The organism is Flagellimonas marina (assembly GCF_042651185.1).
Lineage (GTDB): Bacteria > Bacteroidota > Bacteroidia > Flavobacteriales > Flavobacteriaceae > Flagellimonas > Flagellimonas marina.
Window position 1 is genome coordinate 1,264,355 of record NZ_JBHSCL010000004.1, and the last position, 17,829, is coordinate 1,282,183.

General features: G+C 41.9%; 18 protein-coding genes. 15 read left to right on the plus strand and 3 right to left on the minus strand.

Features of this window, described 5'->3' with window-relative positions; all coding sequences use genetic code 11:
• The first annotated feature begins 26 nt into the window (after window positions 1-26).
• The 15 genes from ACFOWS_RS09310 (at window position 27) to ACFOWS_RS09380 (ending at window position 16,266) form a co-directional block, all read left to right on the plus strand.
• Window positions 27-473, plus strand: a complete 447-nt coding sequence (locus ACFOWS_RS09310; RefSeq protein ID WP_366588965.1) for a DUF6146 family protein — start codon at window positions 27-29, stop codon at window positions 471-473.
• Window positions 474-505: 32 nt separating this feature from the next.
• On the plus strand, window positions 506-1,021 hold the full coding sequence (locus tag ACFOWS_RS09315) for a DUF6787 family protein (protein ID WP_379763805.1): 516 nt from the start codon (window positions 506-508) through the stop codon (window positions 1,019-1,021).
• Between the two features lie 64 nt (window positions 1,022-1,085).
• On the plus strand, window positions 1,086-1,379 hold the full coding sequence (locus ACFOWS_RS09320) for a hypothetical protein (protein ID WP_379763807.1): 294 nt from the start codon (window positions 1,086-1,088) through the stop codon (window positions 1,377-1,379).
• Window positions 1,380-1,438: 59 nt separating this feature from the next.
• Complete coding sequence (locus ACFOWS_RS09325; RefSeq protein ID WP_379763809.1) at window positions 1,439-3,838, plus strand: TonB-dependent receptor; 2,400 nt, start codon at window positions 1,439-1,441, stop codon at window positions 3,836-3,838.
• 35 nt (window positions 3,839-3,873) lie between these two features.
• Window positions 3,874-4,470, plus strand: a complete 597-nt coding sequence (locus ACFOWS_RS09330; protein ID WP_379763811.1) for a type 1 periplasmic binding fold superfamily protein — start codon at window positions 3,874-3,876, stop codon at window positions 4,468-4,470.
• A gap of 486 nt (window positions 4,471-4,956) precedes the next feature.
• On the plus strand, window positions 4,957-5,673 hold the full coding sequence (locus ACFOWS_RS09335) for an ABC transporter ATP-binding protein (RefSeq protein ID WP_379763813.1): 717 nt from the start codon (window positions 4,957-4,959) through the stop codon (window positions 5,671-5,673).
• Window positions 5,670-7,076 (plus strand): ABC transporter permease, encoded by a 1,407-nt coding sequence (locus ACFOWS_RS09340; protein WP_379763815.1) that lies wholly within the window; start codon window positions 5,670-5,672, stop codon window positions 7,074-7,076. Before ACFOWS_RS09335 ends, ACFOWS_RS09340 begins: the two co-directional genes overlap by 4 nt.
• Window positions 7,077-7,078: 2 nt before the next feature.
• Window positions 7,079-8,509 (plus strand): DUF3526 domain-containing protein, encoded by a 1,431-nt coding sequence (locus ACFOWS_RS09345; protein ID WP_379763818.1) that lies wholly within the window; start codon window positions 7,079-7,081, stop codon window positions 8,507-8,509.
• Window positions 8,510-8,541: 32 nt separating this feature from the next.
• Complete coding sequence (locus ACFOWS_RS09350; RefSeq protein ID WP_379763820.1) at window positions 8,542-8,928, plus strand: MerC domain-containing protein; 387 nt, start codon at window positions 8,542-8,544, stop codon at window positions 8,926-8,928.
• A gap of 68 nt (window positions 8,929-8,996) precedes the next feature.
• Window positions 8,997-10,202: a GTP-binding protein gene (locus tag ACFOWS_RS09355; RefSeq protein WP_379763822.1), complete on the plus strand. Its 1,206-nt coding sequence runs from the start codon at window positions 8,997-8,999 to the stop codon at window positions 10,200-10,202.
• Between the two features lie 8 nt (window positions 10,203-10,210).
• Complete coding sequence (locus ACFOWS_RS09360) at window positions 10,211-10,840, plus strand: ATP-binding cassette domain-containing protein (RefSeq protein ID WP_379763825.1); 630 nt, start codon at window positions 10,211-10,213, stop codon at window positions 10,838-10,840.
• Window positions 10,837-12,150 carry an ABC transporter permease gene (locus ACFOWS_RS09365; protein WP_379763827.1) on the plus strand — a complete coding sequence of 438 codons (1,314 nt, stop codon included), beginning with the start codon at window positions 10,837-10,839 and terminating at the stop codon, window positions 12,148-12,150. The genes ACFOWS_RS09360 and ACFOWS_RS09365 overlap by 4 nt, the downstream gene beginning before the upstream one ends.
• Window positions 12,151-12,344: 194 nt before the next feature.
• Complete coding sequence (locus ACFOWS_RS09370; protein ID WP_379763830.1) at window positions 12,345-12,578, plus strand: hypothetical protein; 234 nt, start codon at window positions 12,345-12,347, stop codon at window positions 12,576-12,578.
• Between the two features lie 17 nt (window positions 12,579-12,595).
• The gene (locus tag ACFOWS_RS09375; protein ID WP_379763832.1) at window positions 12,596-14,008 is read left to right on the plus strand and encodes an alkaline phosphatase; all 1,413 of its coding nucleotides are present in this window, start codon (window positions 12,596-12,598) and stop codon (window positions 14,006-14,008) included.
• A 26-nt stretch (window positions 14,009-14,034) separates the two neighbouring features.
• Window positions 14,035-16,266 (plus strand): carbohydrate binding family 9 domain-containing protein, encoded by a 2,232-nt coding sequence (locus ACFOWS_RS09380; RefSeq protein ID WP_379763834.1) that lies wholly within the window; start codon window positions 14,035-14,037, stop codon window positions 16,264-16,266.
• Window positions 16,267-16,317: 51 nt separating this feature from the next.
• On the opposite strand, the gene ACFOWS_RS09385 is transcribed toward ACFOWS_RS09380, so the two are convergent.
• From ACFOWS_RS09385 to folE, 3 genes are all read right to left on the minus strand, one after another.
• Window positions 16,318-16,812, minus strand: coding sequence for a hypothetical protein (locus ACFOWS_RS09385; RefSeq protein WP_379763836.1), 495 nt, complete (start codon window positions 16,810-16,812; stop codon window positions 16,318-16,320).
• Between the two features lie 98 nt (window positions 16,813-16,910).
• Window positions 16,911-17,189, minus strand: a complete 279-nt coding sequence (locus tag ACFOWS_RS09390) for a hypothetical protein (protein ID WP_379763839.1) — start codon at window positions 17,187-17,189, stop codon at window positions 16,911-16,913.
• Window positions 17,190-17,228: 39 nt separating this feature from the next.
• Entirely contained in the window at window positions 17,229-17,828 is a 600-nt protein-coding gene (folE, locus tag ACFOWS_RS09395; RefSeq protein ID WP_379763841.1) for a GTP cyclohydrolase I FolE, read from the minus strand.
• Window position 17,829 lies beyond the last annotated feature (1 nt).

Below are 17,829 nucleotides of genomic sequence, written 5' to 3' on the forward strand. Positions count from 1 at the left end.
AATGGCTTTTTTCGTATCTTAAATTCATGAAAAAGAGAATTTTACCCTTACTGATAGTCTTTTCGCTTTTGCTCTCATGCACAGCACAAAAGGAGGTTTTAGACATTTCAAAAGAGGAACAAGCTGCTTTTAATTCCGATGATGGACAGCAAGTGGAAATCAAAGATGAAGAAACCGAGTATGAGATTATCATCATTGACCCTGGCTTTTTTACCTGGTTGAACAGCATCGCCAGGCCAGAGGGGTATTATTCCCAAAGTTTTTTGGAAAACAGGAATGCCATTATGGTGACCAACTGGAATATAAGAGCAACGCAACCGCTCATATACAACCCTGACCTGTACCAAATGCCCATCAACTACGATCAAAACATCGACTATGGTTACGAAGTAAATTACAAACTCTATAATTACTTCATTTATTTCCAGAGAAAATACAATCAACGATTGGGTCCTTTTATCCCTAGAATATAATAGTGTAATTTTGCATCGGAATACTTTAACCAATGCAGAAAATAAAAAAGCGCTGGGAAATCTCTAAAAACTGGCAACTCATACATCCCTTCTTGGGCGCGGTCATGGTTATAGCCACTTCATATATGTTTGCCCGAAGACTGTTGCACCTATTTCAATTCAACAATACTGTTTGGGAATGGGTTTTGGTTCCCGTAATCGGTATAGCCCTTTATTTTCTCCTTATCCGGTTTTTTATGTGGTGTTTTAAAAAGCTGGAAAACAAATGGAAGGTCGCCCATAAATGGGAAATGATTGCCATTTTCATCGTCTTTGCCATCACGGGAAGTCTTTCTGGAAAATTGGCCGCCCCCCTCACCGAATGGATTGGCCTGGGAAGAAATACTGTCAATGGCTTTGTGTATTGGACCGCCAGAATTCTCTTAATATTTCCTATTTACCAAGTTATTTTGATTGTTGTCGGATGGTTGTTTGGGCAATACAAGTTCTTTTGGGCATTTGAGCAAAAGATGCTGAAACGCATGGGACTAGGCTTCCTATTTCGGTAGTTTATGGTTTTCTTAACACTGCGCTTTTCTGCAAATTGATTAGATTTGTGCTTCAATTTGTAGAATGAAGAGATTTGTTGGACTTCTTGTGATTCTAACCCTGATGTTGGTCAAGGTGTCCGCTTTTCATATCTATTCCCACCAAGATTGTGATTCCGATACCATTGAAAACTGTAATGATTGCTATTTGGCACTGGTCAGTCAAGCTTCAGATTTTGAAGCCCCAGAGGATATACAAGTAGTTGAAATCCTAGATTTTACAGATAACGGACAACAATTAAGTATTGTTGAACAATTCAATGGCCAGTCTTGTAATTTATTCTATTTCTCAAGGCCTCCCCCACACCATAAGGCCTAAGTACACCGCCCCGCAGTTTCCATAGGGAAAAATAGACCTTTAACTTTTATTTTTTGATAATGAAAGCACTGCTTTTTATAAGCTTCGTGATGATGTCGCATCTTTTTATGGTTGCCCAAGATTGCAATGCAACTTTAAAAGGCCAAGTGGTTGACTATCACAGCAAAATTGAACTCAACAACGCTAGTATTTTAATCGTCGAAAGCTCAAGAATGGCCACTACCGATTCATCTGGAATGTTTTCAATTGTGAATCTTTGCCCAGGAAAATATTTGATTGAAGTTTCGCATCCAGAGTGCACCACTGTACTAATGGATGTCGAGATACGTGGAACCACAAACCTTGATATTAAGCTGGAACATCATCTAGAGGAATTAGATGAGGTGAACGTTGTTGGTGATGCCATCAAAAACAAAACAAAGACCGCACAAGAAGAGCAGTTAAAGTTAAAGACCCTAGAGCTGTATAGCGCAGGAAATTTAGGCGACGCCCTAAAAGAGTTGGGTGGAGTATCATCACTGAATACGGGCGCCAATATAGTAAAGCCCACCATTCATGGACTCACTGGAAGTCGGGTTCTTATCCTAAATGACGGTGTTCGGATGCAGGACATGGAATGGGGTGCGGAGCATGCGCCAAATATCGACATCAATTCAGCAGGCTCCATTTCATTAATCAAGGGAGCATCAGCGTTACAATATGGTGGGGACGCCATTGGAGGGGTTATTATTATGGAACAAGCAAGGGTTCCCGCTAAGGACACCCTGTTCGGAAAAACGCAAGTGACCGGAATGTCAAATGGCAGGGGTGGAAATTTCAATTCTGAGTTGACCCGCGCTTTTGGTGGAGGATGGTTTGTTAAGGCCCAAGGTTCTTACAAACGCTTGGGAGACCATGAAGCACCAGATTATATATTGTCCAACACTGGAATACAGGAAATGGGTGCGTCCCTAAAATTCGGGAAAAATGAGTTTACCTGGGGATGGGATGCCAGATATTCGTATTTCGATACAGAAATTGCCGTTTTAAGAGCTTCACACATTGGCAATGTGGATGATTTGATACGCAGTATCAATAGCGGGGAGCCTTCAGTTATTAGGCCGTTTACATATGATTTACAAAACCCACGACAAAAAGTGAAGCACCATTTGGGTAAGCTTCGATATTACAAACGTTTTGAAGGACTTGGAAAATGGAACCTTCAATATGATTTCCAAAAAAATAGAAGGTTTGAATTTGATATTCGGCGTGGAGAAAGTGATGATCGCGCTTCCATTGATTTGGACTTGACCACTCATACCCTATCCACCGATTTCACATGGGATGCCAAACAAGAATACAACATTCAAGCGGGCCTATTGGCAAGGTACCAAGATAATTTTGCAAACCCTGAAACTGGGGTAAGACGGCTGATTCCAGATTACAACAAATATGATTTAGGCGCCTTTATTACGGGTGAATACAAAGCAACCGACAGATTACTGGTTGAGGCGGGCTTCCGTTATGATTTTACTAGGGTTGATGCAAAAAAGTTCTATAGAACCAGCAGATGGGAAGAACGAGGATATGATACAGAATTCCAAGATTTGATTATTGAAGATCGTGGCACTGACTTGTTGGTGAATCCAGTTTTTGACTATCACAATTTTTCGGCAACCACAGGATTGAGCTATTTTTTGGTGGACGGGTCCAACCTCAAGTTTAACTACGCACTGGCCCAGAGAGCCCCAAATCCATCTGAATTGTTCAGTGACGGACTACACCACTCAGCAGCACGGATAGAGCTTGGAGATTTGCGAATAGATAGTGAAACCTCACATAAATTTACCACTACGTACCACAAAGAATTTAAACATTGGGGCCTAACCATTGAACCGTATGTCAATTGGATTTCAGATTTTATCCTTTTGGAGCCCGCTGATGTAGAATTTACAATAAGAGGGGCTTTTCCAGTGTGGGAATATAGGCAAACTGATGCCAGACTTTTGGGATTGGACGTTAATGCCCATACCGATTGGACAAACAATCTAAGAACGGACCACAGCTTTTCACTGGTTAAGGGAAAAGATGTTGAAAACGAATCCGCCTTGATCAACATACCTGCGGCCAACTTTAGAAACAGAATCACCTACACCAAGACAGACTGGAACAACTTTGAGGTCTTTTTGACCAGTACGTATGTTTTTGAACAAAATGAAACCCCTGAAAACATTTTTGTTTTTTCACCGGAACAACAAGAAGAGGTGCTTCTGGAGATCAATACTGCCCCAGGAGCATACCATCTTTTGAGCTTGGGCTCACAAATGGAGTTCTCATTGGGAGGCAAAACCCGATTGACCACTGCCTTGAACATAACAAACCTTTTGGACACCAATTACAGGGACTATTTGAACAGACAGCGGTTTTTTGCTGATGATCTTGGGAGAAATTTCAGCCTACAACTAAAATTGAATTATTAACCTTTTATATACTAAATCTTAAAATTGATTACATCATGAAAACTATCAAAATTTTATCACTACTATTTGCAACAGGTCTTTTTATGGCTTCATGCTCCAATGACGATGAAACTCCTGAGGAAGTTAATGAGGAAGAAACCATAACCACAATGACAGTAGCTTTAATTCCTCAGGGTGGTGGTGCAAACGTTACTTTCGTATCCAGGGATTTGGACGGGGACGGTCCCGATGCACCCGTAATTACACCAGATGATATTGTTCTTGCCACAAATACAACTTATAGCGGTACTGTAAGCTTGCTGAATGAGACTGAAACTCCTTCGGAAAATGTAAATGAGGAAATTGAAGCGGAGGCCGATGAACACCAATTCATTTTTACTACTGGTGGTGGTTTAAATGCTAGTACGGCTTATGCTGACGAAGAATCTGACTACGTATCTGGTGAAACAGGGGAAAATTTTACCACCAACAACCCTGTTGGAATCCTCTTTACATTGACCACTACGGATGCAAGCACTGGAACATTCACGGTAACTCTTAGACATGAGCCAACAAAACCCAATGATGGAACTTTGGCAGGAGCAGGCGGTGAAACAGACATTACACAAACATTTGACGTGACCATAGAGTAATTTTTAATAATGGTTCATTAGCGTGCGTAGAAAAAAGAAACATAATGCCCTTGATCTAAGGCATACTGTACTAAGGGTATTGCTGGCAGCCATTTGGTTGTCGCAATTCCCTTTTTATGCGCACCACATCATTACCAATCATTCGGATAACCATACCGAAAACACGAATAATACCACAAAAAAGCAGGTCCATACGGGCACAACCAGTTGCGACCTTTGCACCCACTTTATATCCAAAATTGGACACATTGAATTCAGTATTGGATACCCTTTTTATTTTATCCCTTTTTTATTTATTACTATTAGATTCGAGGACTTACACCCTTCTTCAATAGCGCTAGGGCATTTTCTCAGAGGCCCTCCTACCCCACACTTGTAATTCCTTTTTTACATTTTTTGACCTATAGGTCAAAACCGGTTACCATTTGATAATCACTCAAACCTGTTTTGAGGTGTTTTTGTATATCTAACTCAAAGTATAATCTCATGATTAATACCAATAATCTAACCAAGCAATATGGTGAGCATGTTGCATTGGACCAATTGAACTTAAACATTCAACAAGGAGAAATCTATTGTTTGCTCGGTGCTAACGGCGCAGGAAAAACAACTACCATAAACTTACTACTGGGCTTTGTTCAACCCACTTCGGGTAGTGCGTTCATAAACCAATTGAACGTACAGGAGAATCCGAAAGCCACCAAACAGTTTTTGGCCTATATCCCGGAAAATTTAATGCTATATCCCAACCTCACTGCATTGGAAAACCTGGATTATTTCTCGGGCATTGCCGGGAAAAAATTATCGCAATCCGCTTTAAAAGAATTTTTGGAAGAATCTGGGTTACAATCGGAAGCCATCAACAGACGCATCTCAACCTTTTCAAAAGGTATGCGTCAAAAAGTGGGTATTGCTATTGCTTTGGCCAAAGATGCCAAGGTTTTGTTATTGGATGAGCCTACTTCAGGTCTAGATCCCAAGGCCAGTAATGAATTCGGACTGTTACTGCAAAATCTGCGAAAAAAAGGTGTTGCTACGCTAATGGCAACCCATGACCTTTTTAGGGCCAAGGAAATCGGAACCCATATCGGTATTATGAAAGATGGGCGATTGAAGCAGGAGTTCGTAGTAGAAGATATTTCCCTTAATCAGCTTGAGGATGTTTATCTGGATACAATGAACTACAAAGAAGTAACAGTATGATCTCCAAGACTTTTTTAAAAGAGACCAAAGAGTTGTTTCGGGAAGGCCGTGTTCGAATTTCATTGTTCATTGTGCTTTTGCTCTTGGGAATGGCGGTTTGGATAAGCGCTCTCCAATACAAAAATGTGAATGAACAATATGCTGCAGCCAAAACTACCGAGCGTGCCATTTGGGACAATCAGGGCGAAAAAAATCCACATTCTGCAGCACATTATGGCACGTATGCGTTTAAGCCTAAATATCCATTGTCTTTGGTGGACCAAGGCGTGGATAAATATGCAGGAACCTCCATTTTTTTAGAAGCCCATAACCGAAACGAGGCTCAGTTCAGTGCGGCGGCAGACCAAACAGGTTTGGCACGTTTTGGAGATTTGACCCCTGACTTTATTCTGCTGTTCATCATCCCCTTGCTCATTATTCTGTTGGGATATAACAGCTTTACCAAAGAGCGGGAAATGGGAACACTGACACTCCTTAAAAGTCAGGGTATTTCTCGTTGGAAATGGTTGTTGGGAAAATGGACAGCTCTCTTTACACCCATTTTTGTAATTACTACCGTGCTCTTTTTTGTAGCAGGTTTGGTTTTAGGCAATCTCAACGATTTTGGTGTATTCAATTGGAGTGCATTGTTGACGATGATGTTGGTTTACCTAGGGTACTACATCATTTTCATCAATATTGTGTTGTTGATATCATCATTGGCCAAGAAATCTGGTATTTCCTTAGTGATTTCATTAAGTGTTTGGATAATTACCTGTTTGGCGGCACCAAAAGCAGCCAGTAACATTGCGGAAAGCAAACACCCCTATCCAACACGTCAAGAATTTGCAGCCAATGTATTGAAAGACAAGGAAGATGGATTGGATGGGCACAACCCGTGGAGCAAAGAAGCTAAAATTTTAGAAGCACAGGTTTTAAAGGAGTATGGGGTTGACAGCCTTCATCAATTGCCCTTCAATTTTGATGCATATCGTATGCAAAAAGGAGAGGAACACGAAGCTGAGGTTTATTTAAAACACTATAACCATCTCAAAAACCAATATGCAAATCAATCTAAAGTATACCAAAGTTTAGCATTTATTTCTCCATTTCTACCTACACGATTTTTAAGCATGGCCATCGCTAATACGGACTACACAACCCATTGGGATTTTGCGGATGCTGCTGAAACCTATCGAGTGGCCACACAGAAATTTTTGAATGACAATTTCGCTGAAAATTCTTCCTATGGCGATTGGAGTTATCAGGCTGATGCCAGTGTTTGGAAAGATTTGCCCGTATTTGAATACGATCCACCCAATCTGGATACTATTCTTGGCAACAATGCATCAAACTTAAGCCTTTTAGGTATTTGGCTCCTAGCATCCTTTGCATTTTTATCGTTCACCTCTAAAACTGTCTAACCATGTTATCCTATAATTTTAAATATGAACTTAAAATGTTGCTCCGTAGTCGGTGGATTCAATTGTTGAGCATCATTTTGGTGTTGTTGTTCGGCTTTGCCACCTATAACGGCTCCCAAAAAGTAGAGAAACGTAAAAAGGACATTGCTGCTGCTCAAAAGGAGGTAAAGGATGATGATGTAAAAATGCTAAAACTGTTGGATTCAGTTGAACGAGGCTTGGAAGTGAGCGCTTCCAGTTGGACCATCCCTACCAGTCCCATGGCCGTAGGCAATTATCATCCAAGAGTTGCGGCAATGGAACCCCAGCCCCTGGCCTTTTTAGCAACCGGACAGGCAGACCTGTTTACGCATTACGTAAAACCAAAAGTGAGTGGTGATGATTTTGCCCTCAATTTTACGGAAATGACCAGCCCGGTACAGTTACTCTTTGGTAGTTTTGATTTGGCTTTCGTCTTTGTATATCTCCTGCCCCTGCTGATCATTGCCTTTTCGTACAATATTCTTTCTTCTGAAAAAGAGAGCGGCTCACTTAGATTGTTGGCAGCACAGCCCATTGGACTTCGGCTTTGGTTGCTGCAAAAAATGGGATTACGTTTTTTTTGGTTAGCTGTTATTGTGGTATTGGCACTGACTATCGCCTTTTTGGCCATAGGAATGAATCCCTTTGGACAATTCCAATCGTTTGTGGGACTGTTGGGACTGATACAGGCCTATATGCTTTTCTGGTTTGCTATTGCCTTTTTAGTGAATTTGATGGTGGGCAGCTCAGCTAAAAATGCAGTTGCATTGCTTGGACTTTGGGTGGTCTTTGTATTGTTGGTGCCCTCTGTACTCAACCAATTGGGCAATACGCTTTACCCCATGCCCTCCAGGACTCTTATGATCAATGAAATGCGTATCCTAAAAGCAGAAGCCACCAAAAAACAGGATGAAATTCTGGATAATTTCCTTCGAGACCATCCTGAATATGCTATCAACGATTCTACACAAAGACGCGGTTTTTACCACCGATACATGGCATCGCAAAAACTGCTGAAAGAAGAATTGGGGCCCGTAGTCAACACCTATGAGGAGCAATTACAACGACAACAGGATTGGATAGGTGCACTCAAATGGATTTCTCCCGCTATCATTATTCAAGAATCCCTCAATAAAATGGCAGGGACATCTACTCAAGATTATGAAAGCTATAGAAAACAGGTAGTTGCTTTTGCGGGTAAATGGAGAGAACATTTTATGCCCTTTTTATACAACAATGTTGAATTTTCCCAAGAAGATTATCCATCATTACCACGATTTCAATATCAACCCCTCAGCCAAAGGAACGTGCCAAGTAACATTCTTATGCTGTTGGTAATTTCAATGGTGATGATTGGGTTTGGCTTTGTAATGACTGGATCAAAAAAGGAAAAAGGAATATTGACCAACTAGAATTGGGCATAAATCAAAAACAACAGTTACTTATGAAAATAAAAAATCCATCTTACGATATCATCGCACTATCCAGTTCATTGATCTGTGCCATTCACTGCGCTGCAGTACCAATTGTCCTATCCTTCTCCTCGCTGGCGAGTCTCCATTTTTTGCACCACCCCCTAATTGAGTGGTCATTTATTTTAATTGGGATAGTTTTTGTCTTTGTTTCCCTATGGCCAAGCTACAAAAAGGTGCACCATAGCTCTAGGCCCCTATCGCTTGTGGCCCTTGGTTTTGGACTCATTGCCTTGGGCAGACTCGACTTCAATGAAATTTGGGAGGTTTTGAATACGGTTTCAGGGGCCATCTTGGTTTCTGCTGCCCATTATGTGAATTGGAAATTGTTGCGATCCGTGAAAGAACATGAACACTGAGAAATCACACAAATTCAATCGATTGAAAACTGGATGTATCAGCAAATGAACAAAAAAATACAGAATACATGAAAAAATTACCGGTTACTGTGCTCAGTGGTTTTCTTGGCGCAGGTAAGACCACCTTGCTCAACCACATATTACACAACAAAGAAGGCTTAAAAGTGGCCGTTATCGTAAACGATATGAGCGAGGTCAACATTGATGCCCAACTGGTGGAAAACGAGAACACCCTTTCTCGAACCGATGAAAAATTGGTGGAAATGAGCAATGGCTGTATCTGCTGTACACTTCGGGAAGATCTAATGATTGAAGTGGAACGATTGGCCTCGCAGAACCGATTCGATTATCTATTGATTGAAAGCACAGGCATAAGTGAGCCCATTCCAGTGGCCCAGACCTTTACGTTTGAAAGTGAGGATGGCAAAATTGACCTTAGCCGATTCAGTTACATAGACACCATGGTCACTGTGGTGGATGCATTCAACTTTCTGAAGGATTTTTCAAGTTCTGACTATCTGACCACACGTGAACTCACAGATATTGAAGGAGATAACAGAACCATTGTAAACCTGCTCACCGACCAAGTGGAATTTGCCAATGTCATTATCCTGAACAAGGTTGATTTAGTGACCGAAGAGCAACTAAAGGAGCTATATGCCATTCTCCAAAAATTGAACCCCGAAGCCCGTATCATTCCAGCCAAGGAAAGCAACGTTCCGCTTAATGAGGTAATCCACACCAATCTCTTTGACTATGAAAAAGCAGAAGCTTCTGCAGGCTGGATCAAGGAACTGAACAATGAGCATGTCCCGGAGACTGAGGAATATGGTATTGGATCAATAACCTTTAAAAGTAAGAGACCCTTTCATGCAGAGCGTTTCTTAAGCTTTGTCAACGAACAATTTCCACAAAACATTATCCGTAGCAAGGGGCTGTTCTGGTTGGCCTCTAGACCTAAACAGGCGTTGGTCTGGAGTTCTGCCGGTGGATCGTGCAAAGTAGATGCCGCCGGAGTTTGGTGGGCCTCCATGCCCTTTGGAGACCGAATCAGTCATTCAGCTTTTGTTCAAAATCAAGAGTATATAGAATCCATGTGGGATTCCACCTTTGGGGACCGAAAAATTGAGCTGGTATTCATAGGCCAATATTTAGAAAAGGACAAAATCAGAAAGGAACTGAACAATTGCCTCCTTACAGATACAGAGGTTGAATTATGGAAAAACGGTTTGCTGGAAGAGGAGGATCAATGGCCCATTCCAATTTATAGTTAATAACGTGTATGATACGAACCAACAATCTAGCTTTCAAATATGACCGAAACGGTGCGGGTTTCAATTTTCCCGATATTTCACTGGGACCTAAGGAAAACCTGCTGATTCTGGGGAAATCTGGTATTGGTAAAACCACGCTGTTGCACTTGTTAGCAGGACTTCTATCCCCTATTGATGGTTCCATAGAGATTGACGGAATCCCCACCCAAACACTTTCAAATAGGGGGTTGGATAGATTCCGTGGTCAAAACATTGGCCTCGTATTCCAAAAAAGCCATGCTATTCGGTCATTGAGTGTTACGGAGAATCTGCAGGCACGCCTTTTCTTTGCCAAAAAGGCCATTTCCCGCACGGTTATTCCCGATTTGCTTGAACATCTGGACCTTACAGACTGTAAAAACCAAAAAATCGCTACGCTCAGTGAGGGGCAGCTTCAACGATTGGGCATTGCCATGTCCGTTGTCCACCAGCCCAAAATTATACTGGCCGATGAGCCCACTTCCAGTCTGGATGATGAGAACTGTAATAGTGTGATGGAACTTTTAATCCATCAAGCCAAGGCCAACAATGCTAATCTTATTGTCATTACCCATGACCATCGGATAAAACCATTATTCACCAATACATTGATGTTATGAATATTTGGCATATCAGCATTAAAAATTTCCGGAATAAACCTTTATATACCTTTCTGAGTATCCTTATTCTTTCCGTCAGTATAGCCCTGCTTCTAGCAATACAACAGTTAGATACGACCTTTAAGCACCAACTGGATTCTAATTTGGGAGATATTGATATGGTGGTGGGCGCCAAAGGTAGCCCATTACAATTGGTACTCGCATCAGTACTCCATATAGACAACCCCACAGGAAACATTTCTTTTGCTGAAGCCAAGGCCCTGACAAGAAATCCCTTGATTGAAAAAGCGGTCCCCATCTCCTATGGAGATAATTACAAAGGATACAGAATTGTGGGCACCAATGATGACTTTCCTGCCTTTTACAATGCAAGTTTACAAGAAGGAAGAACCCCTGAAAAGCCTATGGAAATGGTTCTCGGAGTCACTGTTGCAGAACGGTTGGACCTTAAAATAGGCGATACGTTTTTAAGTTCCCATGGCTTGGCGGAAACAGGAGGTCATGAGCATGCGGAACCCCTAACCGTTGTGGGCATTTACAAACCTACCCACAAAGTACTGGACCGTTTAATTGTTACAGGCTTGGAAACCATTTGGGACGTCCACCACCATGAAGAAGAGACAAGTTCAGAAGCAGTTGGTACAAACGACCATCCTGAAGAGGTTGAAAACCACCATGACGATGAAAATGAAGCACATCGACACGATGAAACAGAATCCCACCTGGAAGAAGTGGAAGACCATCATCATGAGGAAGAAAGTGAAAAAGAAATTACCTCAATGTTGGTTTCGTTCAGAAACCCTGTTGCTCTTTTAACCATACCTCGAACCATCAATGAGAACACCAACATGCAGGCCGCGCTTCCAAAATTTGAACTGGAGCGTTTATACCAATTTACTGGGGTCGGGGTAAAAACCGTCACATGGATAGCCTACATAATTTTGGTCATTTCCAGCATTACCATCTTCATAAGCTTATATAGAATGGTGCGTGACCATGCTTTTGATTTGGCCCTACTTCGCACCTATGGAGCCAACACCTTTCAATTGGTGAAAATGGTGGCCTACGAAGGTTTCATGATTGCTGCCGCTGCTTTCATCATTGGGGTATTACTATCGCAAATAGGAGTTTACCTCATTTTTGAATTGATCATGGACCAATACAAACAAAAAATGCCTTTGGGGATGGCCTACCAAGAAGTTTTAAAAACTGGAGGAGTGGTATTGCTCATGGTGATTTTATCCATTGCCTTAGCCATAGCACCCATCATAAAAATGAACATATCAAAAATATTGGGCCATGAAAAATAATATCCTAGTTGTCTTTTGTCTGTTGCTCTCACTTTCTTGTTTTGCACAAAAGCAGATTACGTGGAACGACTTGGCCAGGATAACCTACACCGAAAAATTCTTCCCAAGCTATGATGCCTATTTTCTTTACCCCGAATTTGCGACGGATATAAAGTCCTTGGAAGGAAAAAAAGTTTCACTTGTAGGGTATTTTTTTGAACATAGACCCAAGCGGAAAACTGTTCATTCTCTCCAAGAACCCAATGGCATCCTGCTTTTTTTGTGGCATGGGCGGTCCGGAAACCGCAGTTGAACTACAGTTTGACTCCAAACCCGACTTTAAGACCGATGACGTCCTCCATGTGACTGGCACCCTTAAACTCAACGCCGACGACGTACAACATTTTAATTACATCCTAACCGATTGTGAGGCACAACTCATGAAATAAACCAAAAAATATATAAAGTGAAAAGAAGAAACTTTTTTAGAAATGGAACCTTGGGGGCAATAGGGGCTTCCCTCTTTACCCCTTTTGAATCTATCAGGGCATCCGATTTTGAGAGTAGTTGGAAGCGAAAAAAAGCAAAAAACATCATCATGCTCGTCAGTGATGGCATGAGTACCGGCACCCTAAATATGGCCGATCTGTACCTTTCCCGAAAAACTGGAAAGGGAAGTAGCTGGCTGAATCTCTATCGGGAAAATAAAGTATCCCGTGCCCTTATGGATATGGCATCGGCCAGCTCCATTGTTACGGATTCCGCTGCTGCCAGCTCTTCCTGGGGCGGTGGAGCCCGAATAAACAATGGTGGTTTGAACATGGGCGTCAATGGCGAACTCCATCTTCCCATTTGGCAAAAATTCAAAGCGGTTGGGAAAAAAACCGGCTGCGTCACCACGGTTCCCATTACCCATGCCACCCCTGCTGGGTTTTGCATCAATCAAAAATCCAGAAATGACCAAGCTTCCATCGCTGAAAAATATCTGGAGCACGGTTTTGATGTTTTAATGGGCGGTGGTAACGAATACTTTTCTCCAGATAAACGAAAAGACAAAAAGGACATGTATACTGCCTTCGCCAACAAAGGGTATGCTGTAGTCCATAATCGCAACGAAATGCTATCAGTACCTACAAACAACAAAGTTTTAGGGGTTTTTACGGATAGCGGCCTTCCCTTTACCAAAGACAGAGAGAACAATAAGGAGCTTCTAGAAAGTACGCCCAGCTTGGCCGAAATGACGCAAAAAGCCATTGAGATCCTGAAAGATGTTCAAAAAGGTTTTGTACTTCAGGTTGAGGCTGGTAAAGTGGACTGGGCCGCCCATGCCAATGACATTGCGGGACTCCTCTATGACCAGGTTGCCTTTGATGAAGCTGTTCAAGTAGCCATGGATTTTGCAGAAAAAGACGAGGAAACCCTGGTGATTATCACCACGGACCATGGCAATGCCAATCCCGGCGTCATTTCCGGAAACGATGCCAATGACAACTTCGATTCCATCCAAAAATACAAGCATACCAATGAATGGATTTTGAATGGAATTGGTAAGGAAACATCAGTCAACGGTGTAAAGGAACGTGTGGAATATGCCAATGGTTTTTCACTGACGGATGAAGAGGCAAAAACGCTTTTGTCCTACTACGATAGCTTACAGCCTGAAGAAGGGTTGTACAATCCAAGGAGATTGCCTTTTGGGGCATTGGCGGAAATCCAAAAGCAGCACAATTCCGTTGGATGGATCAGTATGCAACACTCGGCAGATTACGTTGAATTGGCCATGTATGGCCCCGGAAGTCAATCATTGAAACCCTTTATCAAAAATACGGAACTACATTATTTTATGCTGGAAGCAGCGGAGGTGGATAATACTTTTTGAAGCTAACCCAACTATCATCAATCATTATGAAATCAAAACTAGCTGTACTCAAAATTATCTTCTACCCTATTCTATTTTTATGGTCCGTGGGCCCTCTTTTTTCTCAAGAGGAGACTGCTAATTTTCCGCCACCAGAAAATCCCGTGAGCATTTCAGCGACCAGAGCCACCGGAAATTTGACCATTGACGGACGATTGGAAGAAGACGATTGGAATCGAGCAGAACCAGTCACGAATTTTTTTCGCGTGGAACCCGTTCAAGGCGGTCCAATAAAGAATCCTACCACGGTACGTGTGCTGTATGATGACAAAAATCTTTATTTCGGGATTTTCGCAGCAGATTCTATGGGCAAAAAAGGGGTGCGAATGCAAGATTTAAGACGTGACTTTGACAATGGGGACAATGATGTCTTTGGTATTCAAATTGATGCACAAAACACGAAACAGTATGCAGTTTCCTTTCAAACAACGCCTTATGGTAACCAATTGGATTTACAGAGTTTCAACGACAATAACAGGGATGAGGACTGGAATGCCTTGTGGCGGGTACGCGCGCAAAGAATGGATGATGGTTATTATGCTGAATTTGCCATCCCCTTTAAATCCATTCGGTATGACAAACCCAAGGAAGGTGTTCCGGTATCCTGGGGAATCACCTTCTATCGTTTGGCCCGAAAGGATTTTGAAAAAACGGTTTTTCCAGCCATTCCACAATCTTTTTCAGAAAATAGAATGGTTTATGCTGCCAAGCTTACCGGTCTTGAGGTGCCTCCTCCATCAGCCAATATTCGGGTTGAGCCGTATGCCCTTTACCAATACGATGAGAATAAAACCGGGAGTACAGTAACAGATAAATTGAGTGACCCAAAAATTGGGGGCGATGTCAAATGGGCCATTAATCCCAATGCTGTATTGGATTTAACCATCAATACCGACTTTGCCCAAGCTGATGTAGACCGAGCCGTGAACAACTTGGAGCGATTCAACATCTTTTTTCCCGAGCGCCGACAATTCTTTTTGGAAAACTCAGGCATTTGGGCGGGTGCAAGCAATTTTAGGGTTCGTCCATTTTTTAGCCGTACCATTGGGCTTTCCAATGCGTTTAATGCTACACCAGCGCCTTTGGATATTGGGGCGCGTTATACTGACCGGGATGAGAATAGAACAATTGCTGCCTTAGCTGTGAGACAACGAGAGACGGATGATAGTCCAGGGAGTACTTTTGGGGTTGCTCGGTATACTAAAAATTATGGCAAGGAAAACAATATTGGCGCCATGATAACGTACCGGAGAGATGATTCCATGGGTGTCTTGGGATTGGAAAATCAAGATAATACCACAATCTCCATAGATGGATTGATTCGTCCAAAACCAGATGTCACATTGACCTACCTGTTTTCCACATCCTTGGATAGTGAGACAGGGAATACAGGCTTTTCGGGAAGGATATCGGCTACTTCACGTACCAATGCCTACTATATGGGTTATATTTCCGATATAGTCAGTTCGGACTATACGCCTGGGATGGGGTTTGTTTTTCAAAAGGATGTTGTAACCCACAGTCCTGGAGGGTATGCCATTGTAAGGCCAAAGTGGCTGCCCTTTGTTCGACGTTGGGACCCAGGGGTCTTCTTTAATTATTTTCATGATTTTGAGGATTTTGGGAACTTCCAACAGGCCAATCTTTACATTTTTCCCATCTATACCTGGTTTAAGGACAATAGTTTTGTTGAGGCCTCATTTACCCCCACTTGGCAGAACATTAATTTTGATTTTGCCCCCTTGGGTTTGCAAATTGAAGAAGGGAATTACAACTATACCCGATATACACTTAAATACAATTCCGACCAATCTAAAAAACTTTCTGCCTCTTTTGGGTACGATTTTGGGAATTTCTATAACGGTACTCGAAATACGGCAACTGCTGGTCTGCGTTATGCACCACTTCCCCATATTTCGTTTACTGCAGATTATGAGCATAACAATATTAATGGTTTGGGGATTCTTCAAGAGGATTTGGATACAGAACTGTATACGGGAAGTCTACGTTTGGCCTTAAACCCAAGAGTACAGCTATCTACCTTTTATCAGTATAACAGTTTTGGTGAACAAGGCCGATGGAATGTACGCTTTAGTTGGGAGTACATGCCATTATCTTTCATCTATTTGGTGTTCAATGACACCCATACCAATATTTTTGACCCTGTACAGCAGAGTACCCAATTTATCAGTAAAATTACCTTGTTAAAACAGTTCTAAAAAAGCCGCAATATGTGCGGCTTTTAGATTTGTTTTGGAATGCACCATGGATTATTCAGGGGTCATGGTTTTCATACTATCAATTTTGGCCATGATGGCACCATGCTCTTCTTGCATCATCTCATGCTCTTTCTCCATATTTTGATGTTCTTGCATCAATTGTTCATGCATGGTCATCATTTCATTGATTTGAGCTTCCATTTCAGCTGCTGATTTTTCGCCAAAATCTGCTTTTAAGTCTTTATGTGCCTCAATAATTTCATCATGTCCTTTTAGCATGGCATCATGTTGCGCCAATATGGTTTCATGCCTAGCCATATCTTCGAGCATCATGGAGTCTTTTACTTCCATATTGTCCAACATTGCTTTGTATTCTGCATGTTTCTGTGACATGCTCTCGTGCACCGATTTAAACTCGGTATGTGTTTGGGCAATGCTATCGTGTTGAAGTTGCAGCTTGTCAAATTTTTCAGCAAGGGCTTGCTTTTCGGTATTACAGCTTACGATAAAGAGTGTAAGCGCTAAAGTGTAGAATATCGTTTTCATTTTTTTAGTTTTTCTAAAGTTTGAGAAAAAAAACGATATCCTATGACTGAAATACGATTTTGTTTGATGCAATCAAATCAAAAAACAATACATCTACACTATTTATTTCCCTTTAGAAGATAGGTATATATCCAAGTAAGTGTAAAAGTTGGGATGATGTCCAAACCCGGAATCAATTCTTCGGCAAAGGCAATCAAACCAGCCGCTTGCCCTACTCTACCTTTGTAGAGGCGGGTCATGAGCCATCCGGCTATTGGCGCCCAGATAACATCAGAAAACTCTCCTATGCCCGGAATCATAAAAGAAAGCATTCCTATACCATCCAACAACAATCCCAAAAAGAGGTTACGAAACTTTAGGTCTTTCTCTTCTGCCATTCAGGAAAATTAGGAAATCCGCATGAAATGGGAAAATCCTTAGGATAAATCGGAACTGATAAGCTTTAAAAACTCGTTACGGGTCTCAATTTTTTCAAACTGGCCTCTAAATCCCGAGGTTGTGGTCACGGAGTTTTGCTTTTGTACCCCACGCATCATCATGCACATATGGGCCGCTTCAATAACAACGGCCACACCTTTTGGCTTTAGGGTGGAATTGATACACTCCAAAATATCGTGCGTCAAACGTTCCTGCACTTGCAATCTTCGGGCATATACGTCCACTATACGGGGTATTTTGCTCAATCCCACTATATGTCCATTGGGGATATAAGCAATGTGCGCTTTTCCAAAAAAGGGCAACATATGGTGTTCGCATAGAGAGTACACCTCAATATCCTTAATGATCACCATGTCATCATATTCCTCGGCAAACATGGCGCCCTTCAGGATTTCCTCCGCGTTCTGTTTGTAGCCTTGCGTAAGAAACAACATCGCCTTTGCTGCGCGTTCTGGGGTTTTTATTAACCCTTCACGAGTGACATCTTCTCCAATATCATCAACAATTTTAGAGAAATGCTCCTTGACCTCGTTGGTAATTTCAATATTATACTCTTCCAGATTTCGATAGGGTGACATA